This window comes from Corynebacterium oculi (genome assembly GCF_001412105.1).
Lineage (GTDB): Bacteria > Actinomycetota > Actinomycetes > Mycobacteriales > Mycobacteriaceae > Corynebacterium > Corynebacterium oculi.
Genome location: NZ_LKST01000002.1, coordinates 608,239 through 632,099, shown reverse-complemented (window position 1 = coordinate 632,099; position 23,861 = coordinate 608,239). Strand labels below are relative to the sequence as shown.

General features: G+C 64.5%; 21 protein-coding genes, 2 tRNA genes and 2 pseudogenes. 13 read left to right on the top strand and 12 right to left on the bottom strand.

Annotated features, from left to right (window positions below; genetic code table 11):
- Window positions 1-13: 13 nt before the first annotated feature.
- On the top strand, window positions 14-1,462 hold the full coding sequence (locus tag Cocul_RS07035) for an NAD-dependent succinate-semialdehyde dehydrogenase (RefSeq protein WP_055122672.1): 1,449 nt from the start codon (window positions 14-16) through the stop codon (window positions 1,460-1,462).
- Here the strand turns inward: Cocul_RS07035 and Cocul_RS07030 are convergent.
- From Cocul_RS07030 to Cocul_RS07015, 4 genes are all read right to left on the bottom strand, one after another.
- Window positions 1,459-1,896: a DUF6918 family protein gene (locus Cocul_RS07030; RefSeq protein WP_055122551.1), complete on the bottom strand. Its 438-nt coding sequence runs from the start codon at window positions 1,894-1,896 to the stop codon at window positions 1,459-1,461. The genes Cocul_RS07035 and Cocul_RS07030 overlap by 4 nt on opposite strands.
- A 237-nt stretch (window positions 1,897-2,133) precedes the next feature.
- Window positions 2,134-3,495, bottom strand: coding sequence for a YPDG domain-containing protein (locus Cocul_RS07025; protein ID WP_055122550.1), 1,362 nt, complete (start codon window positions 3,493-3,495; stop codon window positions 2,134-2,136).
- A 52-nt stretch (window positions 3,496-3,547) separates the two neighbouring features.
- On the bottom strand, window positions 3,548-3,850 hold the full coding sequence (locus Cocul_RS07020) for a hypothetical protein (protein ID WP_055122549.1): 303 nt from the start codon (window positions 3,848-3,850) through the stop codon (window positions 3,548-3,550).
- Window positions 3,847-4,050, bottom strand: coding sequence for a hypothetical protein (locus Cocul_RS07015; protein ID WP_055122671.1), 204 nt, complete (start codon window positions 4,048-4,050; stop codon window positions 3,847-3,849). Before Cocul_RS07015 ends, Cocul_RS07020 begins: the two co-directional genes overlap by 4 nt.
- Window positions 4,051-4,149: 99 nt before the next feature.
- On the opposite strand from Cocul_RS07015, the gene gyrA reads away from it, so the two are divergent.
- The 6 genes from gyrA (at window position 4,150) to Cocul_RS06985 (ending at window position 8,598) form a co-directional block, all read left to right on the top strand.
- Window positions 4,150-6,747 carry a DNA gyrase subunit A gene (gene gyrA / locus Cocul_RS07010; RefSeq protein ID WP_055122548.1) on the top strand — a complete coding sequence of 866 codons (2,598 nt, stop codon included), beginning with the start codon at window positions 4,150-4,152 and terminating at the stop codon, window positions 6,745-6,747.
- A 12-nt stretch (window positions 6,748-6,759) separates the two neighbouring features.
- The gene (locus Cocul_RS07005; protein WP_055122547.1) at window positions 6,760-7,101 is read left to right on the top strand and encodes a DUF3566 domain-containing protein; all 342 of its coding nucleotides are present in this window, start codon (window positions 6,760-6,762) and stop codon (window positions 7,099-7,101) included.
- Between the two features lie 127 nt (window positions 7,102-7,228).
- A tRNA-Ile gene (locus Cocul_RS07000) sits at window positions 7,229-7,305 on the top strand.
- A 10-nt stretch (window positions 7,306-7,315) separates the two neighbouring features.
- A tRNA-Ala gene (locus tag Cocul_RS06995) sits at window positions 7,316-7,388 on the top strand.
- Between the two features lie 72 nt (window positions 7,389-7,460).
- The gene (locus Cocul_RS06990; RefSeq protein WP_150114405.1) at window positions 7,461-8,174 is read left to right on the top strand and encodes a Fic family protein; all 714 of its coding nucleotides are present in this window, start codon (window positions 7,461-7,463) and stop codon (window positions 8,172-8,174) included.
- A 55-nt stretch (window positions 8,175-8,229) separates the two neighbouring features.
- Window positions 8,230-8,598 carry a DoxX family protein gene (locus tag Cocul_RS06985; protein ID WP_055122545.1) on the top strand — a complete coding sequence of 123 codons (369 nt, stop codon included), beginning with the start codon at window positions 8,230-8,232 and terminating at the stop codon, window positions 8,596-8,598.
- A 40-nt stretch (window positions 8,599-8,638) separates the two neighbouring features.
- Here the strand turns inward: Cocul_RS06985 and Cocul_RS06980 are convergent, their stop codons facing one another.
- The gene (locus Cocul_RS06980; protein ID WP_055122670.1) at window positions 8,639-9,904 is read right to left on the bottom strand and encodes a DUF3500 domain-containing protein; all 1,266 of its coding nucleotides are present in this window, start codon (window positions 9,902-9,904) and stop codon (window positions 8,639-8,641) included.
- Window positions 9,905-10,083: 179 nt separating this feature from the next.
- Between Cocul_RS06980 and Cocul_RS06975 the strand changes: the two are divergent.
- Window positions 10,084-10,862 (top strand): annotated as a pseudogene (locus tag Cocul_RS06975) (SDR family oxidoreductase).
- Here Cocul_RS06975 and Cocul_RS06970 read toward each other — a convergent pair.
- Window positions 10,859-11,458: a CPBP family glutamic-type intramembrane protease gene (locus Cocul_RS06970; protein WP_055122544.1), complete on the bottom strand. Its 600-nt coding sequence runs from the start codon at window positions 11,456-11,458 to the stop codon at window positions 10,859-10,861. The pseudogene Cocul_RS06975 and the gene Cocul_RS06970 sit on opposite strands and share 4 nt — an antisense overlap.
- A gap of 95 nt (window positions 11,459-11,553) precedes the next feature.
- On the opposite strand from Cocul_RS06970, the gene Cocul_RS06965 reads away from it, so the two are divergent.
- The 3 genes and pseudogenes from Cocul_RS06965 to Cocul_RS06955 form a co-directional block, all read left to right on the top strand.
- Window positions 11,554-12,549 carry a substrate-binding domain-containing protein gene (locus Cocul_RS06965; protein ID WP_055122543.1) on the top strand — a complete coding sequence of 332 codons (996 nt, stop codon included), beginning with the start codon at window positions 11,554-11,556 and terminating at the stop codon, window positions 12,547-12,549.
- A gap of 17 nt (window positions 12,550-12,566) precedes the next feature.
- A complete protein-coding gene (locus Cocul_RS06960; protein WP_082422226.1) occupies window positions 12,567-13,607 on the top strand; it encodes an ABC transporter permease in 1,041 nt (346 codons plus the stop codon).
- Window positions 13,608-13,672: 65 nt separating this feature from the next.
- Window positions 13,673-14,335, top strand: a pseudogene (locus Cocul_RS06955) (ATP-binding cassette domain-containing protein); the annotation flags it as partial.
- On the opposite strand, the gene Cocul_RS06950 reads toward Cocul_RS06955, so the two are convergent.
- Entirely contained in the window at window positions 14,332-15,036 is a 705-nt protein-coding gene (locus tag Cocul_RS06950) for a hypothetical protein (protein ID WP_055122541.1), read from the bottom strand. The pseudogene Cocul_RS06955 and the gene Cocul_RS06950 overlap by 4 nt on opposite strands.
- Before the next feature lie 59 nt (window positions 15,037-15,095).
- On the opposite strand from Cocul_RS06950, the gene Cocul_RS06945 reads away from it, so the two are divergent.
- Together Cocul_RS06945 and Cocul_RS06940 are read left to right on the top strand one after the other, a co-directional pair.
- Window positions 15,096-15,620 carry a peptidylprolyl isomerase gene (locus Cocul_RS06945; protein ID WP_055122540.1) on the top strand — a complete coding sequence of 175 codons (525 nt, stop codon included), beginning with the start codon at window positions 15,096-15,098 and terminating at the stop codon, window positions 15,618-15,620.
- Window positions 15,621-15,694: 74 nt separating this feature from the next.
- Window positions 15,695-16,357, top strand: a complete 663-nt coding sequence (locus Cocul_RS06940) for a rhomboid family intramembrane serine protease (RefSeq protein ID WP_069723587.1) — start codon at window positions 15,695-15,697, stop codon at window positions 16,355-16,357.
- 695 nt (window positions 16,358-17,052) lie between these two features.
- On the opposite strand, the gene crgA is transcribed toward Cocul_RS06940, so the two are convergent.
- The 5 genes from crgA to Cocul_RS06915 all read right to left on the bottom strand — a co-directional run bounded on the left by crgA (window position 17,053) and on the right by Cocul_RS06915 (window position 23,861).
- Window positions 17,053-17,325 (bottom strand): cell division protein CrgA, encoded by a 273-nt coding sequence (crgA, locus tag Cocul_RS06935; RefSeq protein WP_055122538.1) that lies wholly within the window; start codon window positions 17,323-17,325, stop codon window positions 17,053-17,055.
- 110 nt (window positions 17,326-17,435) lie between these two features.
- Complete coding sequence (gene pknB / locus Cocul_RS06930) at window positions 17,436-19,409, bottom strand: Stk1 family PASTA domain-containing Ser/Thr kinase (RefSeq protein ID WP_055122537.1); 1,974 nt, start codon at window positions 19,407-19,409, stop codon at window positions 17,436-17,438.
- A complete protein-coding gene (locus Cocul_RS06925; protein ID WP_425388780.1) occupies window positions 19,406-20,920 on the bottom strand; it encodes a serine/threonine-protein kinase in 1,515 nt (504 codons plus the stop codon). The genes pknB and Cocul_RS06925 overlap by 4 nt, the downstream gene beginning before the upstream one ends.
- 94 nt (window positions 20,921-21,014) lie before the next feature.
- A complete protein-coding gene (locus Cocul_RS06920; protein ID WP_055122535.1) occupies window positions 21,015-22,451 on the bottom strand; it encodes a penicillin-binding transpeptidase domain-containing protein in 1,437 nt (478 codons plus the stop codon).
- Window positions 22,452-23,861 (bottom strand): FtsW/RodA/SpoVE family cell cycle protein, encoded by a 1,410-nt coding sequence (locus Cocul_RS06915; protein WP_055122534.1) that lies wholly within the window; start codon window positions 23,859-23,861, stop codon window positions 22,452-22,454.

Below are 23,861 nucleotides of genomic sequence, written 5' to 3'. Positions count from 1 at the left end.
TACGGTGGGCCTCATGACGCTATTACCAGCCGATATACCCACGGATCTCTGGATCGGGGCGCGGCAGCGCCCGGCCACGGGTGGCGCGACATTTGAGGTGCACGACCCCGCAACCGGGGAGGTTCTCACCCGGGTTGCGGACGCCTCTGCGCCCGACGCCCTCGCGGCTCTCGACGCCGCTGTGACCGCGCAGCAGCGGTGGGCGGAGGTATCGCCTCGGGAAAAGTCCCAGGTTCTCGGCCGGATCTTCCGGGGCGTTGAGCAGCGTGGGGAGGACTTCGCTCGCGTGATGACGCTAGAGATGGGTAAGCCCCTGGCGGAATCCCGCGGGGAGGTGGCCTATGGCAACGAGTACTTCCGCTGGTTTGCGGAGGAGGCAGTGCGGTGGCCCGGTCGCTTCCAGCAGGCTCCCGCCGGAAACGGATCAATCTTGGTCACGCGCGCGCCCGTCGGCCCGGTTTTGGCCATCACCCCGTGGAACTTCCCGCTGGCGATGGCCACACGCAAGATTGCCCCGGCCCTGGCGGCCGGCTGCCCGATCATCGTGAAGCCGGCCAAGGAAACCCCCTTGACCATGCTGCTACTGGGGGATGTGTTGCGTGAGGCGCTGCCTGCGGAATGCTCCGGCCTGGTCTCCATCCTTCCCACCACCGATTCCTCGGGGGTGTCCTCCACACTCATGGCGGATAAGCGGCTACGCAAGATCACGTTTACCGGCTCCACCGGGGTGGGCAAGCACCTGGTCAGGCAGTCCGCGGAGAACCTGCTGCGCACCTCCATGGAGTTAGGCGGCAACGCGGCCTTCGTGGTGGCGGAGGACGCGGACATGGACCTTACTATCGACGCCGCCATGCAGGCCAAGATGCGCAACGGTGGGGAGGCATGCATCGCAGCCAATCGTTTCCTGGTGCACGAGGCGGTAGCGGAGGAGTTCAGCCGGAGGCTGAGCGCAAGAATGGCGGCGATCCGGTGTGGACATGGCCTAGAGGAGGGGGTAAATCTGGGCCCCATGATTACGCGCGAACAGCGCGATAAGGTGGCTGAGCTGGTACGCGAGGCCGTGGACATGGGAGCCAGGGTGACCACGGGTGGGGAGATTCCTGATCGCTCAGGCTGGTTTTACCCGGCCACCGTGGTGGTGGATATTCCCGAGGACGCGCGGATTCTGCATGAGGAGATCTTTGGACCAGTGGCCACGGTGAGCACCTTTGCCACGCTGGAGGAGGGGGTGGCGCTGGCTAATAACACCGATTTTGGACTGGCCGCGTATGGTTTTAGCCGCAGCCTGGACACGGCCCGGTACCTCGCGGAGAATCTCCGGGCGGGCATGGTGGGGATCAACAGGGGCGTGATCTCGGATCCCGCCGCCCCCTTCGGGGGTATCAAGGAGTCCGGTTTCGGCCGTGAGGGCGGCATCGAGGGGATAGAGGAATACCTGGATACGCGGTATATTGCGGTCTAGGCCGCGTGCTTTTCCAGGATCGCGCCTAGTTCGGGCAGGGTGGGTTCAATGATGGTGCTCGCCTTGCCGCGTAGGGCGGAATAGGCGGTTCCCAGCGGCCCGCCCAGTTTTTCGGCGTGGCGGTCGGCCACGGCGAGGAGCGCATCAATGGCCCGCGAGGAGTGGGACTCCAAGTGTGTACCAAAGCCCTGTGCGGTGGAGTCCGCATATTCCTGCCACAGCGGGGTGAGGGCCTCCACCACGTCCGGCAGGAGGCGGGAGACCCCGCGCGGGACGATTTCAGAATCTATCTTGCGGGCGGCCTTCAGGCCGGTTTTGAGGGTGATGCCGGTCATTCCTGATTGGCTCCGGGCCACCTTTTCCGCGAAGGCGGCGAGTTCCGCGATGGCCGTGGAACGCTGGGGATCATCAAGAATGGAGTGCAGGGTGGTCATGGGTGCTCCTGAATGTGCGAGGAAAGAAAAAGGCGATTCCCACGGTTAGCATTCCTATAGTGGGGAATATCAACAACGGAAATCGCTATAGGTTGCGGCTCTTCCGCCACAGCAAATGTCACAAAATTAACTGCAACCACAACAACCTCAATTCTACTCAAATAGCGCACCGGGAACAAGCGTAGGCATGAAAAAACCGCCGCGCTCGGCGCGGCGGTCGTTCCTGAAAGAGGAAGCTTACTTCACCGTGGCGGTAAAGCGAACGGACTCGGTGGAACCGTCGATGTACTTCACGATCACCGGGATGAAGAGCTTGGAGCCCTTCACCGTACCGGCCGGAGCCGTCACAGTGGCGGTACCGTCTTCGGCCACGTCCACGGTCCAATCGGTATCCTCGGTGGTCGGGGCGATGTATCGGGTGCCCTCGGGCACGGAACCGCTCTGCTTGACCTCCACGGACTCACCTGCGGCAAGCTCCACGTCCTCGTAGGCCGGAGCGTTCTCCTGGGCCTCGGCCATCGGGTTCTCCGGGGCGCCCACGGTGGCGTGGAAAACCACATAGGCGGTGGAGCCGTCGGAGTAGGTGACCTTGATGGGAACCCACACGCCGGTGCCGCGCTTGGCCTCGCCGGCCTTCACGGTCAGTTCGCCGGAGGCAGAATCAATGGCAAAGTCCAGGCCCGCGTAGGACTCGTGAACCAACTCGAAGGTGGCGTCCTTCAGTTCGCCGCCCTCGACGGTGATCTCCTGGGTGGCCTCGCCGCCGAAGGGAACCTCAAAGTCCTCGTAGCTCAGCTCCAGGTTCTTGCTGGGGGAATCCTCGGAGGCCACGGCCTTCACGGGAACCTTGTACTCCTGGGTGGTGCCGTCGGGGAACACGGCGATCAGGCCCATCGTCCAGGTGCGGCCGATCTTGGCGTCCTCCGGCAGGGTGGCGGTGACCGCGCCCTTATCGTCCACCTTGAAGGTCCAGCCGTCCGAGTTCTTCTCGTTCATCACGAACTCGGTGCCTTCGGGGATCTCGCCCTCCACGGTGGGCTCGATGGTGGCGGAATCGCCGGGAGCGATCTCGGTGAACTCCTCCGGGTAGGTGAAGGTCACCCCCTCGTTCTGGGAGGTCTCGCCCTTGACCACGGTAGCCACTACGTCGATCTGCGTGATGGTCCTGGTGCCGCTCACCAGGATCGGCAGGGTCAGGGTGGAGCCAGGACGGCGGCTCTCCTCGGCCTTGATGGTCAGCTTGCCGGTCTTTTCATCGACCTTGTACTCCCAGCCGTCCACCTTCTCCTCGGGGGCGATGAACTTTGCGTTGGCGGGAACGGTGCCCTCGACCTCGAACTCCTGCTCGGTGTTCCAGGGGATCTCCACCTTGTTATCGGTGCCGTAGCTCAGGGAAACCGTGGCGCTCTCGGCGGTGGTGGTGGCCCGGGGGGTGGTTTCCTCGGCGACCTCGGCGGCCTCATCGGTCAGGTCGGCCTCTGCGGCCTCCGTGACCTCAACGGTGGGTACTTCCTCGTCCTCGGCAAAAGCGAGGGGGGTGGCAAAGGCCGAGCCAGCCAGCGCAAAGGAAATGGCGGCGGCGGAAACGCGCTTGCGCATATACTTCTTCCTTGTGGGTCGAATTAAAGAGTCAAATGTGCTGTAGAGAATACTAAACGTCAGACCTGCACTTGTCACGCCGGGAGAGGGGCTCGGTGTTGAGATCCTGCACAATATCCGCTACCACGTGGGAAAACACATCGTTGTTATGCGTGAGCGGGCGCAGTGCGCGGATATGGTCTTGCACGTCCCTGGTCATCTGCGTGATGTGATGGTGTAAAGGTACTCCGTGCAGACGCGCGTTCGTGATGGCCGCGCAGGAGGCCAGGGCGGCATAGCTGCGTATGCGGGAATCGGTATGTGCGCACACTTCGTCTGCCACGCGCACCATCTGCTCGAAGCTCAGGCCCCTCATGGGTGCAGGCGCCGTTCCGCGTCCAGGTATTCCCGCAGCGATTGCCGCGCGAGGTGGGCCACGTGGGCGTCGTCAAGCAATCTTGTGGCGGCGGCGAGGATGGCGCGGGTGGCGGCCTCCTGTTTGCTGCAATCCTGGGCACGAGCGAGCAGGCTGAGGGCGCGGTCTTGTTCATCGGTGAGTCGCAACGTCATGGCCACGGTATCAAGATGATACCGGGTGGGGGTGAGAATAGGCGCAGAAGGGCCGCTGGGCACTAAACTGGGGCGTTGAACGATCTTCCCTAAGAAAAGGTGAGTATGAGCGACGATCTCTTTGATCGCGTCCATCCCATCGACATCAATGAGGAAATGCAGTCGAGTTATATCGACTACGCGATGTCGGTGATCGTGGGACGCGCCCTGCCCGAGGTGCGTGACGGCCTCAAGCCCGTGCACCGCCGCATTCTTTACGCGATGTTTGACTCCGGGTACCGCCCGGAGCGTGGCTACGTGAAGTCCGCGCGCCCCGTCTCGGACACGATGGGTCAGTTCCACCCGCACGGCGATAGCGCGATTTATGACACCCTGGTGCGCCTCGCCCAAAGCTGGAACATGCGCTACCCGCTGGTGGACGGCCAGGGTAACTTCGGCTCCCGAGGCAACGACGGCCCCGCCGCCATGCGCTATACGGAGTGCAAGCTCACGCCGCTGGCGATGGAGATGGTGCGCGACATTCGGGAGAATGCCGTGGACTTCTCCCCGAACTATGACGACAAGACGATGGAACCGGACGTGCTTCCCTCGCGCGTGCCTAACCTGCTGATGAACGGTTCCGGCGGTATTGCCGTGGGCATGGCCACCAACATTCCCCCGCACAACCTCAACGAGCTGGCCGAGGCGATCTACTGGCTGCTGGAAAACCCGGAGGCTGGGGAGAAGGAGGCCCTGGAGGCGTGCATGAGGCACGTCAAGGGGCCGGATTTCCCCACCGCGGGGCTCATCGTGGGTGACCAAGGCATCAAGGACGCCTACACCACGGGGCGCGGCTCGATCCGCATGCGCGGCGTGACCAGCATCGAGGAGCAGGGCAACCGCCAGACCATCGTGATTACGGAACTTCCGTACCAGGTCAATCCCGATAACCTGGTGTCCAATATCGCGGAGCAGGTGGCCAACGGCAAACTCGCCGGCATCTCCAAGATCGACGATGAAACCTCCGACCGCGTGGGCCTGCGCATCGTCATCACGCTCAAGCGCGACGCCGTGCCGCGCGTGGTGCTCAACAACCTCTACAAGCATTCCCAGTTGCAGACCAACTTCGGCGCCAACATGCTCTCCATCGTGGACGGCGTGCCGCGCACCCTGCGCCTGGATCAGATGCTGCGCAACTACGTGGCGCACCAGATCGACGTCATCGTGCGCCGCACCCAGTTCCGCTTGGAAAAGGCCGAGGAACGCGCCCACATCCTGCGCGGTCTGGTCAAGGCCCTCGACGCCCTCGACGAGGTCATCGCACTGATCCGCCGCTCCGCCACCGTGGACATCGCGCGCACCGGCCTGATGGACCTCCTGGACGTCGATGAGGTGCAGGCCGATCACATCCTGGCAATGCAGCTGCGCCGCCTGGCAGCCCTGGAGCGCCAGAAGATCATCGACGAATTGAACGAGGTCGAGGCCGTGATCGCGGATCTCAAGGACATCCTGGCCTCCCCCGCGCGCCAGCGCAGCATCGTGCGCGACGAGCTGGCGGAGATCGTCGAAAAGCATGGCGACGAGCGCCGCACACAGATCGTGGCGGCCTCCGGCGATGTGTCCGAGGAGGACCTCATCGCCAGGGAAAACGTGGTGGTGACCATCACCTCCACCGGCTACGCCAAGCGCACCAAGGTGGACGCTTATAAGTCCCAAAAGCGCGGCGGCAAGGGGGTGCGCGGCGCGGAGCTGAAGTCCGACGACGTGGTGCGCCACTTCTTTGTGTGCTCCACCCATGACTGGATCCTCTTCTTCACCAACTTCGGTCGCGTGTACCGCCTCAAGGCCTACGAGCTGCCCGAGGCATCCCGCACCGCGCGCGGGCAGCACGTGGCAAACCTGCTGGAACTCCAGCCAGAAGAGCGCATCGCCCAGGTGATCCAGATCCAGTCCTACGAGGACGCCCCCTTCCTGGTTCTGGCCACGGTGCAGGGCCGGGTGAAGAAATCGCGCCTGGCGGACTACGAGACCAACCGCTCCGGCGGGCTCATCGCCATCAACCTCGGCGAGGGGGACCGCCTCATCGGCGCCGCCCTGTGTGGGGAGGATAGTGACCTTCTGCTGGTCTCCGAGGAAGGCCAGGCCATTCGCTTCACCGCCGACGACGAGCAACTGCGTCCGATGGGCCGCGCCACCGCCGGCGTGAAGGGCATGCGCTTCCGCGGCGAGGATCAACTGCTGGCCATGTGCGTGGTACGCGACGGCAACTACCTGCTGGTGGCCACCTCCGGCGGCTACGGAAAGCGCACCGCGATCGAGGAATACAACTCCCAAGGGCGCGGTGGGCTGGGCGTAGTGACCTTTAAGTACACGCCCAAGCGCGGCAAACTCATCGGAGCCATCACCGTGGACGATGACGACGAAATCTTCGCCATCACCTCCGCTGGCGGGGTGATCCGCACCGAGGTGGCCCAGATTCGTCCCTCCTCCCGGGCCACCATGGGTGTGCGCCTGGTGAACCTGGAAAAGGACGTGGAACTGCTGGCCATCGACCGCAACGTGGAAGGCGAGGGTGAGGAAGAAGCCACCGCCGTGGCCACCGGCAAGGTCGGCGGCCCGGTGCAACAGCAAGCTGCCGCCCAGGCCTCGGACGCCCTGGCCAAGGTAGAATCTGATTCCGACTCCGGCGCTCCTACCTCAGATAGCTCCGATAGCGAAGAGTAGAGGAATAAGCAGATGGCATACAGAGAAGTAGTGGTATCGCGCATACCCCCCATGGCGGCCTTCCGCGTGGCCCTAGCGCTTTCCCTCGTGGGGCTCGTGGCCTGGATCCTCTGCGTGGTGCTCCTCTATATCGGGCTGAACGCCGCCGGGGTGTGGGACAGCCTCAACTCCGTGATCGGCGGGATTGGCGGCGACGGGATCATCAACTTTGGTGTGGTGATTAGCGTGGCCGCCCTGGTGGGAGCCTTGGGCGCCATCCTTACCACGCTCCTCGCCCCGCTATGCGCGGTGATCTACAACTCCGTGGTGGACCTCTTCGGCGGACTCGCCGTCGAGGTGGAGGACATCCGTTAGGGGTAAACGCCTGGTGGTTGCCCAGATTGGAGGCGCTGGGGATAGCGGGAGATGGCACGGATTGCCGGAATGACCTGGTGATTTGTGCCCCCAGCGGGCGGGTATGTAAAGTACATACTCGTTCCAAGGGCCTATAGCTCAGTCGGTTAGAGCGCATCGCTGATAACGATGAGGTCGCAAGTTCGATTCTTGCTAGGCCCACCAAAGGGACAATGGGGCATTAGCTCAATTGGTAGAGCATCTGCTTTGCAAGCAGAAGGTCAGGAGTTCGATTCTCCTATGCTCCACGTATTTTTATTGATGAGGGTTTGCGGAACATTCCGTAAAGCCGTTTTATTCGATTTATGGTGTTGCCGGGTATGGCGCGGGCATTCCGGGATTTTTCTTATCGAGGGAATATTCCCTCCTTACCGAGCGTGGGTTTTGGTGCCGCCTATCACTCGCTCTTAAAAAATCATCCCTTTGCCACGTGGTCCACGGCACGCCTTGAGGGGTTGGACTTTACCTTCCCCGAGGTACAGATCATCATGTCCGGCATGACGGTGGGCGGACATCCCCTCCATGACCTCGATGAGGTTCGTGCTATCGCGGAGGGCTGGGGGCTAGTGGTGCGAGCGGCCAAGGAACAAAGGACGGTGACGCGGGAACTGGTAGAGAGCATTAATCGCACTGTTTCTCGCACCGTATCCCTCGATCCGGGAACGTTCCGCTCGTGCTCGGACATTGGGGGAGAGGGCGGAACGGCGAGAACCCCCGAGGGAAATTATCAAGCACCCGGCCGCTCGGAACTGGAAGATCTGTGGGGCTGGTGGGAATCTCACGCACCAGAGAACGTGGCGGAACGAGCGTTGATCCGCGTGCCCTTCATGGCCCGCTCGCAGTTTTTCTGGGACGGTAATAAACGCACGGCGGTGATGACGTCCAGCCTGGAACTGGTGACCCACGGTTTCATGCCGCTGACAATATCGGGGAACCGGCAGGAGGACTGGCATCGATCCCTTACGCACTTATTCATGCGGGCCGACGCTACCGATCTTCTCTCCGTGCTGGGAGATTCCGCGCAACCCGTGTGACCTATGGCCCTGATATGGTGTTCACTATTATTCGTCACTTCGTAGAAGGGGCCTCATGAGCACCATCAGCATTATTCTTACCTATGTTCTCGCCGCCGTGCTTGCGGGGGACGCGCTGCTTTCCCTCAAGCCGCCCGCTTTTATCTCCCGGTGCCTTTCCGGGGTGAACTTTCCCCGGGATTGGTGGTGGGCGCTCATCGGGATCAAGACCCTGGCGGCTTTAGGCCTGGTGGTGGGGGCGCTGCGGCAAGCCCCCGGCATCGCGGCCACGGTTTCCTGCGGAGTGCTGGGGTATTTCCTCTTTGCCATCGTGGCGCATATTCGGGCGAACTTCCTGCGCAGCGAGTTCTGGCTCAACTGCCTGAGCATGACGGCCCTGAGCGCCGTGGTGGCGGCGGTGAATATCGGCCAGGTGTTTTCCTAGAGAGGCCCCGGCGGTCGCCGAGGCCAAAAGTCGGTAGCTGCTAAAAATCAGCGGGTGCCCCTCCCGGCCTTGCCCCACCGCCGGGAGGGGTGGCCCCGCTGCCGGGCCCACCGGCACCGCCGGGGCCGCCCGCACCCGGTCCGCTGCTTTCTTGCTGTTCCACGGAGTTGGCGTAGTCATTGCTGGGGTCGCGGTAGATGGTGTGAACGTGCCCCCACCCGGCGGTGATCACGCCTTCTACGTCGGCTCCGGCGGAGCCTTCCTGATTGGCAAACTCGATGTACACCTTGGGGCCGCTAATCTGGAAGTAGATCCCCTCGCCGGTGCTGGTGTCATAGGAGGTGGCCCCGGACCAGTTCACGTAGGTGTCATCGAGGGTGGCGCGGATCGCGTTGAGTTGCGCGGTGGTGGTTTCCTCGTCGGCCATTCCCACCCAGTTAGCGATGACGTCGATAAGCAAATCCTTTTGCTCGTCGGTGAGGTCGGAGCCTTTGAGCCCGGTGCCGGTGGGATAATCGCAGGTACCGCCGGGTTCACACACCATGGTGGCTACTTGTTCGCCCTGGTAGAGCTGATTTTTCTGCTCCGGGCTGAGGCTATCGTAGAAGGCAAAAGCCGTGGTGTAGGTCTTATCCATCGTCGTGATGGTTTCGCCTTCGTCGTTGACCCACTCGGTGGGTTGGGTGCCCAGGTGCGTGGGGGCGAAAGTGAGAGAATCCGTATCCATCGTGGCGTTGAGGCCCAGGTGGTGCCCGCCGAATTGCAGCGTCCAGGCCCCGGTCTCGCTGGGGGTGCCGTAGAACGCGATGTAGTACTGGCCCAGGGAATCCTCGGTGGCATTGCTCTTTTCCAGCAGGTATTCATCGCTCGCCATGATGTTGGTGACGGTGGCGTAGGCTTCGTCGTTAAGCAGGGCCTTGAGCACGTTCATGGTGGCGGCGCGCTGCTCCTCGTTGAGGTCTTTGAGGTTGATGCCGGCGCGTTCCACGAAGGTGACGGGAAAGTTGGACCAGGTGATGGATTTGTTATCGTCCGTGTAATCCTTGAGCACCGTGGCTTTTTGCTCCTCGGAGAGGGTGTCCAGGAACTCCTGGGCGGCGGTGGCCGTGGCCTGCACCGTGGCCTGGGTGCCGCCGGTGCTTGCCGACGCCGCCGTGGTCGTGGTCTCGGAGGGCGCGGTGCTGGTGGTTGCGGCGGTGGCTGCGGTGGAGGATTCCGCAGTGGAGCAGGCGCCGAGGGTCAAGCCCACGACGAGGGCGGAGGCGGCGAGGGGCAGGAAGCGAGAGCGGGGGTTCTTTGCTGTCATGTCCACTACTATGCACTGCTGAGCTAGAGGTATACCGATCATTTCCTGTGAGTTATCAGAATGGTTGCGGTGTGTTCTCTTGGTGCGATAATCACCCCCTGATGGGGGAAATTTTCCACAACCCCTCCCGCCGCAACGTGAGGTATGCCTAATCTGGAAGGTATGTCCCCTCAGTATTCATTTCCGGTGCGGCCCGCGGAATTGGCCGCTCCACCGCCCTCACTCTTGCGCGCCGCGGCTGGACCGTGGGCGCCTACGACCTTGCCGATGACTTCGGCTGGACCACCACGGAAAACCTCGGCCGCGGAAAGGTCTATTTCGGCTCCCTGAACGTGACGGACCCCGAATCCTGGACCAAGGCCCTAGAGGATTTCACCTCCCACACCGGCGGCAGCCTGGACGTTGTGGTGAACAACGCCGGGATCCTTTACGCCGGCCCGTTCATGGAGGAGGGCTCCTTTGAACGCGCGCCGCCCTCGTGGACGTGAACGTCAAGGGCGTGCTCAACGGCTCCCGCGCCGCCTACCCCTACCTGAAAAAGACCCCCGGTGCGCGCCTGGTGAACATCGCCTCCGCCTCCGCGATCTACGGCACCCCCGACATGGCCGTGTACTCCACCACCAAGTTCGCGGTACGGGGCCTCACCGAGGCGCTCAACCTGGAATGGGAACAGGATGACATCACGGTTTCCGCCGTATGGCCCCTCTACGCCAAGACCGGCATGCTCGACGGCGTGGCCACCAGCGGTACCAAGAAGATGGGCATCAAGCTCACGGCGGATGACATCGCCGTGGCCGTGGCCGATGTGGTGGAACGCGAGCGCGGCAAGGTGGCCAAGGTACACCAGCCGGTTGGCTTGCAGGCCAAGATTCTCTACGCCGGCTCGCACTTCTCCCCGGCCTGGCTCACCCGTTTTGTCAACGCCAAACTCACCACAGACAGGCCGGTTCGCCCCTAAAGCCCCCATTCGAGGGCGGCCACAACCTCGATCATGGCGCACGTCCACACCACATGCGCGGTGATCGGGGCGGTAAGCCCACCCGTGCGGGCACGCAGCAGATGCAGGGAAAGCCCCAAGTACACCGCCGCCAGCGGAACTAAAACCGCGCCGAAAACGGCAGTCATGGCCGCGTACAGCGCGGTGGGTACCGCGATGGGGTGGCGGGGAAAATAGCGGGGCAGGGTGCCTCGGAAAAAGAACTCCTCTCCCAAGGCGTTGAGGAGCACCACGGCCAACAACCCGAGGAGGGTGGCCGCGCGGGGTGGAGAACTCCCCAGCAGGCCGCCTATCTGCGCGGTGAGGGGATCGAAGAACGGGATCGCCCACAGCGCCGCCGCACCCAGCGCGCTGGGAAGCAGGAGGAGAAGGCCGGCGGCGAGACCAAGGGGGACGTCGATAAGCAAGGCGGTGGGGCGCGCGGGACGCCGCGAAGCGAGGAGCAACGCCAGCGCGCACGCCACGGTAGCGGCGAAGAACCAGGCCCCGCCGAGGCCTGTGCGCCCCGCGACGAAGAGCGAAAGGGCGGCGAGGACAAAGCATAGGGCGGAGCGCATGCGACCATTATTCCACCCCCGGATACCCCCTCTGTAACGATCAAGTACCGGAGGAATCCGGGTTTTCCCGCCCTGACCTGTTAATACGTTGATGGGTGACATCATCAACTTTGAGGCGGTACGCGGGTGCCGTCCTCGCCTGCCTCCTCCTCACCGCCTGCTCCGCCACGGGCGGGGCTCCGCGCTCTACCCCGGAGGGCGAGGGCGCCGCCGGAACGGTAGACACCCCGCGCCTCGTGGTGGCGATGGTCAGCCACGGTGCTCCGGGAGACACCTTCTGGGATCTCGTGCGTAAAGGCGCGGAGGACGCCGCGCGCAAAAACAACATCGAACTGCGCTACAGCGCCGACCCCCAGGCACCCAATCAGGAAAACCTGGTGCGCACCGCCATCGACGCCCACGTGGACGGCCTGGCGGTCACCATGCCCAATCCGGACGCCATCGGCCCCGCCGCCCGCGCCGCGATCGAGGCCGGAATCCCCACCGTGGGGCTTAACGCGGGCATGAGCCGCTACCGGGACTTTGGGCTCTCGGCCTTCTTCGGCCAAGAGGAACGCGCGGCGGGAACCCAGGCGGGCCAGCGCCTGCGCGAGGAGGGCGCGCGCCACGTGCTGTGCATCATCCATGAGCAGGGAAACTCCTCCCAGGAGGATCGCTGCGCCGGAGTCAAGGAGGGCACCCAGGGCGCGGAGGTGGAAACGCTCTACGTCAACGGCATGGACCTCACCAGCGTCCATTCCACGGTGCAGGCCAAACTAGCCCAGGACAAGGAGATCGACTGGATCATGGGCCTGGTCACCCCCGTGGCGCTCACCGCCGTGGACGCGGCGCGGGCGGCGGGCTCCCCGGTGAAAATCGCCACCTTTGACACCAACGCGGAGTTGGTCCCGGCGATCCGCGAGGGCGATATTCAATTTGCCGTGGATCAGCAGCCCTACCTCCAGGGATATATGGCGGTGGACGCGCTGTGGCTGGCCCACCGCAACGGCTCCACCGTGGGCGGCGGGCGGCCGGTGTACACCGGGCCGAGCTTCGTGGACGCCACCAACATCGAGGTCATCGCGGAAGCCGCAGGAAAGGGGCTGCGATGAATAAGATGATGAATAAGATGACGGGTGCTTCGGCGGACGCTTCCACGGGGCGTGGCGTCGAACGCACGGTGCCGGGCCGGGGCGCGCTTAGCCGACGCCCAGAAATGGCGGGCCTGGTGGGCCTGGTACTGGTGGTGGCGCTTTTTACCGCCCTGGCCCCGGCCATGCGCTCCCTAGATGCGATGTCCACGGTGCTCTACGCCAGCTCCACGATGGGCATCATGGCCCTAGCCGTGGGACTGCTCATGATCGGCGGGGAGTTTGACCTCTCCTCCGGCGTGGCGGTTACCAGCACGGCCCTGGCCGCCACCATGCTCAACTACAACCTATGGCTCAATTCCTGGGCCGGAGCCGGGCTTTCCCTGCTACTCGCCCTCGGTATCGGGGCGTGGAACGGATTTCTGGTCACCCGCACGGGAATCCCCTCCTTCCTCATCACCCTGGCCACCTTCCTCATGCTTCAGGGCTTGAACCTCGCCCTCACCAAGTCCGTAACCGGGCAGGTGGCCACCCCCACGATCTCCGACATGGAGGGATTCCCCTCCGCACGGGCCGTCTTTGCCTCCACCATCGAGGTGGGCGGGGTATCGGTGCGGGTGACGGTGCTGTGGTGGCTGCTCTTCGTGGCCCTGGCCACCGTGGTGCTGCTGCGCACACGCTGGGGCAATTGGATCTTTGCCGTGGGCGGTGACGAATCCGCGGCCCGCGCCTCCGGGGTGCCCGTGCGCCGGGTTAAGATCGGCCTCTTCATGCTGGTGGGCTTTGCCGCCTGGTTCATGGGCATGCACAACCTCTTTGCCTTTGACTCGGTGCAGGCAGGGCAGGGCGTGGGCAACGAATTCCTCTACATTATCGCCGCCGTGATCGGTGGCTGTGCGCTCACGGGCGGCCGGGGCAGCGCCGTGGGCACGGCCCTGGGGGCGCTGATCTTCGGCGTCATTAACCAGGGCATCGTGTACGCGGGCTGGAACCCGGATTGGTTCAAGTTCTTCCTGGGGGCCATGCTGCTGCTAGCCGTGATCTCCAACACCGCCGTGACCAAGGGGGCTACGCGATGACCACCATTGAACTTCACGAGGTCACCAAGGCCTACGGTGCCGCCGCCCCGGCGCTGCGCGGGGTCAGCCTCACCATCGCTCCCGGAGAGGTCACCTGCGTGCTAGGAGACAACGGCGCGGGAAAATCCACCCTCATCGGCATCCTCTCCGGTTTACATCAGCCCACCGAGGGCACCATGCTTATCGACGCCACCCCCGCCACCTTCTCCTCCCCGCGCGCGGCCCTGGCGGCGGGCATCGCCACCGTGCACCAAAACCTCGCGGTGGTGGGAGACATGAGCGTGTGGCGCAACTTCTACCTGGGCCGGGAGCACACCAACCGTTGGGGAATCCTGCGCACCGCACACATGAAAAAGGAGACCCGCCAAGCCCTAGCGGACCTCGGAGTCCACATCGCGGACGTGGACGTGCCGATCTCCTCGCTCTCCGGGGGCCAGCGGCAGGTGGTCTCCATCGCCCGCGCGGTACACAGCGGGGCGAAGGTACTCATCCTCGACGAGCCCACCGCCGCCCTGGGCGTACGCCAGTCAGGCATGGTGCTCGACCTCATCGAGGCCGCCCGCGAACGCGGGGTGGCGGTGGTATTTATTACACATAACCCCAGGCACGCGGAGCGCGTGGGCGACTCCTTTGTGGTCCTGGGGTTGGGGCGGCAAATCCTTGCCGGCCGCCGCGGCGAGGTGAGCCTCGACGAACTCACCGCCGCCATGGCGGGGGAAGAGGCTTAATCCTCCTTGCGGTGGCGCTCCAGCTGCTCGTCCAGGGAGGCGATGAGGTCCTCGCCCTCGGCGGTGAGGCCCTCCTCATTATCCTTCTGAGCCTGCTCCTCCTGCTTTTGCTTCTCCTCCTCCGGGGTGGGGGCGGAGGAGGAATAAATCAGCTCGGACTGCGTGGGGCGAGAGGTAGCGAACTCCTTGATGCGCGGCGGCATGGGGCCCACCTCGGCAGGCTTGCGGAAGTAATTCCACAACGCGGCACCCACACCGGCCAGCGCACTCAGCACGAGGAGGAAACCAAAGGCGCGGCGCACCGGGCCCTTCTTCCTATTCTCCTTGCGATCTACCTTCTTCTGCGCCTTGGCGGTGGCCTTAGCGGCAGCCTTCTCCGCGCGACGCTTGGTACGACGGCTCATCTTCTTAGCCTCCTTGGTGTTCTTCTTCTGGGCCTCGGCGGCGGAATCGTAGAGATCCTTGCCCTTGGATTCCAGAGTCTCTACCGCGTTATTCAGGCGGCGACGGGCCTGCTTGGCCACCTTCCCCGCGTTTTCCTTGAAGTTTTCGGTCGCATCCTCGTAGTTACGGGAGGCGGTCTCGGCGGCGTCGGCCAGGGCGTCGTACGCCTCGGAGGCCTTGCGCTCGCGGAAATCGCGGTACCTGCTCCACGCATCGCGGCCGGTGGAGAGGGCCATCTTCATCACGGTGGTGTTCATAGCATCCTAGAATAATCGTGTTCCGCGTTTCATGCGGCAAAAGCGTTACACTTATCCCTATGAGTTTTAAGACCTCTACTGCGATTCTGCACACGAACCGCGGCGATATTTCGATCGACCTCTTTGGCAACCACGCCCCGGTCACCGTGGACAACTTTGTGGGCCTGGCCAAAGGCACCAAGGAGTACCGCACGGACAACGCCTCCGGAACCAAGGAAGGCCCCTTCTACGACGGCGCGGTATTCCACCGCGTCATCAACAACTTCATGATCCAGGGCGGCGACCCCACCGGCACCGGCCGAGGCGGCCCCGGCTACATGTTCGAGGACGAGTTCCACCCCGAGCTGCGCTTTGACCGCGCCTACCTGCTCGCCATGGCCAACGCGGGCCCCGGCACCAACGGCTCCCAGTTCTTCATCACCGTGGCCCCCACCCCGCACCTGAATAACGCCCACACCATCTTCGGTGAGGTCACCGACGAGGCCTCCCAGAAGGTCGTCGATGCGATCGCCACCACCGCCACCGACCGCATGGATCGCCCCACCGAACCCGTGGTGATCGAGTCCGTGGAGATCGTGGAGTAATTCCTTCCCCCTTTTCCCGTGCCCCATGCCCGTGGGGCACGGGATTTTTTATCCCCCGCGATACCCTGGGCTGCATGAATACTGCGACAGTGAGGCGCTTCTTCCGCGGAGCCCCCGTGACGGCCGCGCTCTGCCTCCTCATCGTGGGCGTGTGGATCGCCTCGGCCCTCCAAAACACCTCCCTGGACACCAGAAACGCCCCCATCACCCGCGACGGCTTCCTCTTCGCCCCGCTGGTTGCGGAAGAACCACTGCGCCTGCTGAGCAACATGTTCATCCACCTCGACGTAGGCCACCTGGCGGTGAACACCTTCATGATCGCCCTCATCGGAAGAGAACTGGAACGCTCCCTGGGCAGCGTGCTCTTCCTCGCGGTGTACCTCATCAGCGGCCTGGGGGCCTCCTACGCGGTGGTGGAAATGGCCCCGCTCACCCCCACGGCCGGGGCCTCGGGGGCGCTATACGGGTTAATGGCCGTGCTGGTGGGATCCGCGATCCGAAGCGGAGGAGACATCGTGGCCCCGCTTTCCCTGGTGGGGGTGAACCTGGCATACACGTTCCTCTCCACCGGGGTTTCCCTGTGGGGTCACCTGGGCGGCCTGCTCACGGGCGCCGTACTGGCGGGGGTGTTGTTGCCGCGCTCCCGCAAGGTGCGTGGGGTAGGCACGGCGGCGGTGGGAGCCGTAGTGGTGGGGCTGCTGGCGCGGTTTGTGGAGAGCGGTATTTATCCACAGTAGTTATCCACACTGTGGATAGTTACCGTTGTGTAATTTACCGAACAGGCGGGTTCTCGTGTTCGTGATGTGACGGGTGTTCCTGGGGTGATGCAGTTTTACTCGAACACGCGGCCGGGCTGTGGAAGTAGTGCACAGAGTTATCCACAGGGTGTGAAGAACCGGGGTATGGGCGGCGATTTCGGGATGGGGTGGGCCGGGCTGCCGCAACATCAAGGGGTGTCATTGCGAGCGCCGGGCGGCGCGAGGGTCGGGGAGTGGCACCCTTTGGTGTGGTGGGTATCTGGGTCTATTTGAGCCTCCGCGCTTCCGCGCCGATAGTTCGCGGCCGATCAACGCTAAGGGGTGCCACTTCAGCAATGTGCAGATGCGCATACCACGCAATGGCACCCCTTAGCGCCGGGAGGCCGGGGGTGGGATTCCCCTGCGGCGGAGAGGCTTGGGCACAGCCCACACAGCACAAGGGGTGCCACCGTGGGGGAAAACATCCGGCGGAATCCACAGTGGCACCCCTTGGTGCTCTATCGCTGCTTGCTGCCGTGGCCCCCACCTCTACCGCGACAGCGCTCTGCGCAAAAGGCCGCAGCAACTCCATGCCCCGGCCGCTACGGGAACCAGCAGGCGATAGGAGGAACCACAAAAACCGGCCCGGCCCGCCTGAGAGGCAGGGGACCGGGCCGGTGAAGAGGGAGGGAAACTTAGCGCCAGCCCATCGTCATGAGCAGGCCCACGATGAAGAGGCCAAAGCCCACCAGGTAGTTCCAAGCCCCCAGTTCCATCATGAGGGGGATGTGCCCGCCGGCCAGGTAGTTGACCACCAGCCAGGTCAGCCCCAGCAGCATGAAGCCGAACATGAGGATCTTGTACCACATGGGCGTGCCGCCGGTGTTGATCTTGACCGGGGTGCGATCCGCGGTGTTCGGGGTGCTGGCTATGGGGCTGGTGGAGGATGTGATCTTGGACTTGGGCATCGGTTACCTCTGGGATTTCTTGGAAAACGTCGATGGCGCTGGCCGAGGCGGGCGCGCCCTTGTGCTGATTGCACAGTTTAGCAGGCGGAGCGCGCCCGCCCCGGGCCCAGTTAAGGGGCCAGGGCGGTGAGATTGAACTCGTAGTAGCGCACGGTGATCTGGGCGTCCTTGCGCAGTGTTTGCCCGGCCTGTGGCTCGGTGGCGGCGATGAGTCCGCGATCGGTAATCAGGCCCGTCTTGACCTCCGTTCCCGTGACCAGGGAGGATTCCGGTGCCGTCCAGCCCGCGGAGCGGAGCTTGGAGAGAGCCTGGGACTCGGAGGATCGGGTGAGGTCGGGCATCTCGAAGAGCTGTCCGTTGGAGACCTCCAGGTGTACGGAGGAGCGGGCATCGACCATCGAGCCCTGCTCGGCCACGCTGAGGATCTTGCCCTCGGGTTCCAGGGAGTCCACGTAGGTGATCTCGCTGTCCAAACCCAGGGAATCCAGCGTGGATTGGGCCTGGGTGAGTTGCAGGCCGGTGAGGTCAGGCACGCGCACCTGCTTCGGGCCGGAGGAGACCGTCACGCTCACCTGCGATCCCTTGGAGATTTGCGTGCCGGCGGCCGGGTTTTGTTGCAGGATCTGGCCCTCGGGCACGGAATCGGATTCCTCCTCCGTGGCCTGGGAGTTCAGGGAGAGTCCCACGGCTTGAAGGGCGGAAGAGGCCTGTTGCAGGGTCATCCCGGTGAGGTTGGGCACGTCGGTGACCTCCTTGCCGGAGGAGACGGTCAGTTGCACCGAGGCGCCCTCTTGCAGGGTGGAGCCCGCCGCCGGGTTGCTGCGGATCACGGAACCGCGCTCCACCTCGGGGCTGGGTTCTTCGTTGGTGTCTACCACGAGGCCAAGTTCCTCCAGGGCGTCGCGGGCGTCGCTAAGCGGCATACCGGCCACGTCCGGCACCTGCACGGTGGTGTCGCGCTGTTCAATCGCCGGGCTGGCGGTGTTCTCCTCGGAGGAGGAGCGGTTGGCCAAGAGGTCATAGGCAAAGGCCCCGCCCACGCCGAGCACGGTGAGGCCCAGGAGGGCGGCCACCCAGGCGGGCCAGCGGGACTTCTTGGTGGGCTTGCGGTGGCGTCGCGGCTCCGTGCGGGGGGCGGGCGCAATGGTATCCGCCGCGCGGGTGGGGGCGGGAACCACCTCCGTGGGGGCCGCTGCGGCCTGGGGTTGCGCCGCCACGTGGGAGCGCGCCGCCTGGGTGACGGCGTTGCGGGAGAGAAGTTCCAGATCCTCGGCCATCGCCTCGGCGGATTGGTAGCGATCCGCCGGGTGCTTAGCCATCGCGGTGAGCACCACGGAATCCACGTTCACGGCGGCGGTGGGGCTCAGATCGGAGATGAAGTGCGAGGGCGGGGTGGCCTCCTCCTGAACGTGTTGGTACGCCACGGCAAAGGGCGTTTCCCCCTGGAATGGCGGGGTGCCCGTGAGCAGTTCATAGAGCACGCAGCCCAGGGAGTAGACGTCCGAGCGGGCATCGGCGTGACGGCCGCGCGCCTGCTCCGGGGAGAGGTACTGGGCGGTGCCGATCACGGCGGCCGTCTGGGTCATGGCCGAGGTGGAGTCGTCGAGGGCCCGGGCGATGCCAAAGTCCATGACCTTGATCGCGCCGGTGTTGGTGATCATGATGTTGGCGGGCTTGATGTCCCGGTGAATGATCCCGGCGTCGTGCGAGGCCTGGAGGGCGTGGGCGGCGGGGATCATCGTCGCGGCGGCCTCGGCGGGAGGCATGGGTCCGTCCTCCCGCACGATCTCGCGCAGGGTGCGGCCGAACACGCGCTCCATCACGATGTAGGGAACGCTGATTCCCTCGATCGTCGTTTCGCCCGTGTCATAGACCGCCACGATGGCGGGGTGGTTGAGGCGCCCGGAGTTCTGGGCCTCGCGGCGGAAGCGCTCGCGGAAGTTGACGTCGCGAGCCAACTCCATGCGCAGCACCTTGACGGCTACGCCGCGGCCGAGCAGGGTGTCCTGGGCGGCGTACACGTCGGACATGCCGCCGGTGCCAATGACCTCGCCTAGCTCGTAACGGTCAGCGATCATCGTCATTGCACATCTCCCTCGGCGTCCTCCGAGAGGTTGCCCGATGCCTCGGAGGTGAGCAACCGCACGTCCGAGTTGTTCTCATTAACCTGCGCCGGGGTATCCGGCGCGTTGCTGGTCTGCGGAGCCTCCTGTGCCGGCTCCTCCACCACGGTACCTTGCGACGGGGTGGCGGGGCTCACCTCCTGCTCGCGTTCCTGCTCATCCTCTTGCTCCGCCGCGCGCGTATTGCGGGGAGTGGTCTGCTGCGATTGCTGGGTGTTTTGGGCCCCCTGGCCGGAATTGTTATTGTCCTGATTCTGCGCGGGGGCGGGCTCCTCCACGTACTGCGTGACCACCGCCGTTTCCTGCGCGGGCGGAGCCTGCGTGGAACTACTCGCCGGATCGGAGGAATCGGTGCTGAAGAAGTCCATGCGGTAGAGCGCAAATCCCACCACCAGCAGCACGGCCAGGGCCGCGATCACCGCCAGTCCCACGCTCATGCCCTCGCGCTTGGGTTCCTCCTTGGGCTTATCGACGCCCCTCCGTGCCGGGGGGGCCGGGGGAACCGTGGGGGAGACGATCTGCCTCTTGGGGGTGGCGGCGGGCTGCACAGTGGTGGGCTGGGCCACGGCCCCCAGCGCCACCGTGGCCGCCGTGGGAGAGGGCTCCGGGGCGGGGCGGGTGAGCACCGCCGAACGCGGCTGCGGGGGCCTGTTACCCAGGCGTACCTGGGAGATGGCCTGTGCCATCTCGTTGCCGTTGGTAAACCGCCGTCCCGGCTCCTTGCGCAGCGCGATGCCGATGAGTTCGCGGGTCTGCGCGCTGATGGAGGTGGAGAGCGCCGGCGGGGCCTGGTTGATGTGCGCCAGCACCACGGACACGGAGGAATCCCCGGTGAAGGGGCGCTTGCCGCTGAGGACCTCATAACCCACCACACCCAGGGAATACACGTCCGAGGTGGGGTTCACATCCTGGCCCTGGGCCTGCTCCGGGGAGACGTACTGGGCGGTGCCCACCACCATGCCGGTGCGGGTGAGGGGGACGGCGGCGGCGGCCTTGGCGATGCCAAAGTCCGTGATCTTTACCTTTCCCTCCTGGGTGACCATGAGGTTGCCGGGCTTGATATCCCGGTGCACCATGCCCAGGGCGTGAATGGCGGCGAGGCCGTGGGCGGCCTGCTCCATGACGTCGAGGGCCATCGCCTCCGGGAGGGAACCCTCGCGGGAGAGCAGGTCGGCCAGGGACTCCCCGCGCACGTACTCCATGACGATGAAGCAGAAGATGGTGCCGTGGGAGTCCGAGACCTCGCGGTAATCGTAGGTGTGCACCACGTTCTCGGAGGTGATGTTCTCCGCCGCCTGTGCCTCGTTGCGGAAGCGCTCCAGGAACTCCGTGGAGTTGGAGAACTCCGGGCGCAGGGCCTTGATGGCTACCTCGCGGTCGTGGCGGGGGTCGTCGGCAAGCCACACGGTGGACATGCCGCCGTGGCCGATCACCCACTGGAGGCGATAATCCTCCCCGATGAGGTATTGCAGCCGGTCGCGCTGCTCATCGTGGGAAAGCCCCGAGCGGGAGTGGGGGGTGGAATCGTTCCTCTGGAAGTTTTCGTCCGTCACCTTCTATTCCTCCTCACTGGGCTGCCTGCAATGCGGCGTTGAGTACGGCGCGGCCCACGGGGGAGGCCACCTTGCCGCCCGTGGCGCTGTGTCCCTGATTGCCACCGTCCTTGACCACCACGCCCACGGCCACATCCGCACCCTGGCTGGGGCCAAAGGCCACGTACCAGGTGTGCGGGGGAACACCATCGCCGTGCTCGGCGGTGCCGGTCTTGGAGGCGATGTCCTGGCCGGAGTAGCCCACGGTGGAGCGCTCGGAGGCGCGCATAAGCTCGGTGAGCTGGGCGGCGATCTCGGGACTCACGGCCTGGTTCAACTCCTTAGCGTCGATCTTGTCTAACTCGCGCAGATCCGGGGCGGTGATCCGGGACACCACGTGCGGCTCCATGCGGGTGCCGTTATTGGCCACCGTGGCCGCCATCACGGCAGCCTGGAGGGCGGACATGGTGACGTCGCGTTGCCCGATGGCGGATTGCCCCAGGGAGGCATCATCGGGGAGATCACCCAGGGAACCCGGGGACATGGGCAGACCCAGGTCATAGGTCTGGCCCACGCCGAAGGCCTCGGCGGCTTGGCGCAGAGAATCGCTGCCGACGTCGATGCCCATCTGCACAAAGGCCGTATTGCAGGAAAGCGCGAAGGCCGTTTGCAGGGTCACGTCCCCGCCGCCGGCGCAGGCCTGACCGGCATAGTTGGTGAGGGTCTGCGCCGTATTGGGCAGAGTGATCTCCGCGGCCCCGGTCAGAGTGCTCTGCGCGGAATACCCGGCCTCCAGGCCCGCGGCCGTGGTGATGATCTTGAAGATCGAGCCGGGCGGCAGCGTCTCCTGAGTGGAGTGGTTGAGCAGGGGATTACCGGGATCGGCGTTGAGTTCCGCCCAGGCCTCCTGTGCGGTCTGAGGACTCACGATGGAGTTGGGATCATAGCCGGGGCTGGAGGCCATAGCCAGGATCTCTCCCGTTGAGGGGCGCATGGCCACCACGGAGCCCTCGTAGCCGTTATTGACCAGCTGCTCGTAGGCCACCTGCTGCACCTCCGGCACCAGGGTGAGTTCCACGTTGTTGCCGGTGGGATCGGCCCCGATGATTTGATCGAGCACCCGGCCGGGGGTGGCGTCCGTGCCGTTGAGCACGCCGTTATACGCGGACTCGATGCCGGCGGCCCCATACACGTCGGAGAGGTAGCCCACCACCGGGCTAAAGGCCACGGGGGCGGCCTCATAGCTGCGGTGATACAGGCCGTTCTCATCCGCGTAGGAGGAGGCCAGCACCTGCCCCCCGGCGGTGATCTGGCCGCGCGGAATGGACTTGGTTTCTAAGAAATTGCGCTGGTTGAGCGGGTTGGCGGCGTACTCATCGTGGCGGAATACCTGAATCACCGTGAGGTTAATCAGCAGCACCAGGGTCAGCAGCAGCGCAAACACCGCCGTGAAGCGAATAGAACGATTCACCTAACTCACCTTCCCCACCGAGGGCATGTAGCCGGTGCTATCGCCAGCACCATCACCAGTGCCATCGCCGCCCACGGGCGACAGGTGCGAAGAGCCATCCGTGGATTCCGTGGGAACGGCCGCAGGCTGGCGCGCGGAATCGGAAATGCGCAGCAGGATGCCCAGGAGCATGTAATTAGCCATGAGGGAGGAACCACCGGCGGACATAAACGGGGTGGTAAGGCCGGTCATGGGCATCAACGCGCTAATACCGGCCACCACCACGAACACCTGAATGGCGATGGTGAGGGACAGCCCCGAGGCCACCAGCTTGCCGTAAGAATCCCGGGCCAGCAGAGCCGTGCGGAAACCGCGCGTGACCAGCAGGGCAAAGAGGATCAACACCCCGGAAAGCCCCACCAGGCCCATCTCCTCGCCCACGGCGGCGAGGATGAAGTCCGTCCACACCACCGGAATGATGTCCGGGTGCCCCTGGCCGATCCCCGTTCCGGTGATCCCGCCCCAGGACATGCCAAAGAGAGAATTGGCCAGCTGGAAACCGGAGGCATCATAATCCGCGAAGGGATCGAGGAAGTTGCTCACGCGGGCCTGGATCTTGCTGGAAATCATGTACACGCCCGTGCCGCCGATCATTACCAACACCAGGCCGATGAGCAGCCACGAAACCCGGCCCGTGGCGAGGTAGAGCATCCCCAGCACCGTGGCAAAGAGGAGCAGCGCCGGGCCGAAATCATTGGTACCGGCCATGATGAGAATGGCGATGGCCCACACCGCCAGGATCGGGGCGAGATCGCGCAGGCGGGGAAAGGAAAGCCCCAGGAAGCGATACCCCGCCACCGTGAACAGCGCCCGCTTATTCACCAGGAGTTGCGCGAAAAAGAGCAGCAGCAGGATCTTGGAAAACTCGCCCGGTTGCAGGGAGAAGGGGCCAAAGGTGATCCAGATGCGGGCCTCCGCGTCCTCGGGCTGCGGCCATACCAAGGGCAAGGCCAGCAACCCCAGGCCCACCAGGCCCAGCAGGTAGGAATAGCGGGAAAGCGAGCGGTGCTCACGCAGGAACACCAGCACCAGTACCAGCAGCACCACGCCCACGAGCGTCCACAGCACCTGGCGGGTGACCAGGGAGGTGCCGTTGGCCTCATCGATGCGGTAGATCATCACCAGACCCAGCCCGTTGAGCGTGGCCGTGACCGGCAGCATGATCTGATCCGCGTGCGGCGCCGTGAAGCACAGGGCGGTGTGCGCGGCCAGGAAAATAACCACGAAGCCGCCGATCACCCACGCCAGCTCCGAGGTGAGGGTATTGCCCTGGGAAAGCTCCAGGTTAATGAGCATCGCGGAGACAAAAAGCGCGGAGAGCAGCAGCAGGCCCAACTCCGTGCGGCGGGAAAAGATCTGGGAAAACGCCAC

Bases quoted from the DNA above. Each gene is read 5' to 3' on its own strand.
- Cocul_RS07030 (WP_055122551.1), bottom strand. From the start codon at position 1,896: ATGACCACCCTGCACTCCATTCTTGATGATCCCCAGCGTTCCACGGCC.
- pknB (WP_055122537.1), bottom strand. From the start codon at position 19,409: ATGACGATGATCGCTGACCGTTACGAGCTAGGCGAGGTCATTGGCACC.
- Cocul_RS06985 (WP_055122545.1), top strand. From the start codon at position 8,230: ATGAGCACCATCAGCATTATTCTTACCTATGTTCTCGCCGCCGTGCTT.
- Cocul_RS07020 (WP_055122549.1), bottom strand. From the start codon at position 3,850: ATGAGGGGCCTGAGCTTCGAGCAGATGGTGCGCGTGGCAGACGAAGTG.
- Cocul_RS06945 (WP_055122540.1), top strand. From the start codon at position 15,096: ATGAGTTTTAAGACCTCTACTGCGATTCTGCACACGAACCGCGGCGAT.
- gyrA (WP_055122548.1), top strand. From the start codon at position 4,150: ATGAGCGACGATCTCTTTGATCGCGTCCATCCCATCGACATCAATGAG.
- Cocul_RS06970 (WP_055122544.1), bottom strand. From the start codon at position 11,458: ATGCGCTCCGCCCTATGCTTTGTCCTCGCCGCCCTTTCGCTCTTCGTC.
- Cocul_RS06960 (WP_082422226.1), top strand. From the start codon at position 12,567: ATGACGGGTGCTTCGGCGGACGCTTCCACGGGGCGTGGCGTCGAACGC.
- Cocul_RS06990 (WP_150114405.1), top strand. From the start codon at position 7,461: ATGGCGCGGGCATTCCGGGATTTTTCTTATCGAGGGAATATTCCCTCC.
- crgA (WP_055122538.1), bottom strand. From the start codon at position 17,325: ATGCCCAAGTCCAAGATCACATCCTCCACCAGCCCCATAGCCAGCACC.
- Cocul_RS06950 (WP_055122541.1), bottom strand. From the start codon at position 15,036: ATGAACACCACCGTGATGAAGATGGCCCTCTCCACCGGCCGCGATGCG.
- Cocul_RS06980 (WP_055122670.1), bottom strand. From the start codon at position 9,904: ATGACAGCAAAGAACCCCCGCTCTCGCTTCCTGCCCCTCGCCGCCTCC.
- Cocul_RS07035 (WP_055122672.1), top strand. From the start codon at position 14: ATGACGCTATTACCAGCCGATATACCCACGGATCTCTGGATCGGGGCG.
- Cocul_RS07025 (WP_055122550.1), bottom strand. From the start codon at position 3,495: ATGCGCAAGCGCGTTTCCGCCGCCGCCATTTCCTTTGCGCTGGCTGGC.
- Cocul_RS07005 (WP_055122547.1), top strand. From the start codon at position 6,760: ATGGCATACAGAGAAGTAGTGGTATCGCGCATACCCCCCATGGCGGCC.
- Cocul_RS06940 (WP_069723587.1), top strand. From the start codon at position 15,695: ATGAATACTGCGACAGTGAGGCGCTTCTTCCGCGGAGCCCCCGTGACG.